The organism is Colwellia marinimaniae (assembly GCF_002207865.1).
Classification (GTDB): Bacteria; Pseudomonadota; Gammaproteobacteria; order Enterobacterales; family Alteromonadaceae; genus Colwellia; species Colwellia marinimaniae.
This window is the reverse complement of record NZ_BDQM01000501.1, coordinates 1-239: the sequence shown is the minus strand read 5'-3', so window position 1 is coordinate 239 and position 239 is coordinate 1. Positions and strand designations below refer to the sequence as shown.

At 58.2% G+C, this 239-nt stretch carries 1 pseudogene; it reads left to right on the top strand.

Annotated features, from left to right (window positions below):
• Positions 1-239, top strand: a pseudogene (locus MTCD1_RS20240) (phosphate ABC transporter ATP-binding protein); the annotation flags it as partial.

Sequence of the window (239 nt, the reverse complement as noted above, 5' to 3'; positions counted from 1 at the left end):
CGGAAGTGTTGTTGCTCGACGAGCCCTGCTCGGCGCTGGACCCCATCTCGACCGCCAAGATCGAGGAATTGATCGCTGAACTGAAAGACGACTACACCGTGGTCATCGTCACGCACAACATGCAGCAGGCGGCGCGCTGCAGTGACTACACCGCCTATATGTATTTGGGCGACCTGGTGGAGTTCGGGGACACAGAGCAGATGTTCTTCAAGCCGCAGCGCAAGGAGACAGAGGACTAC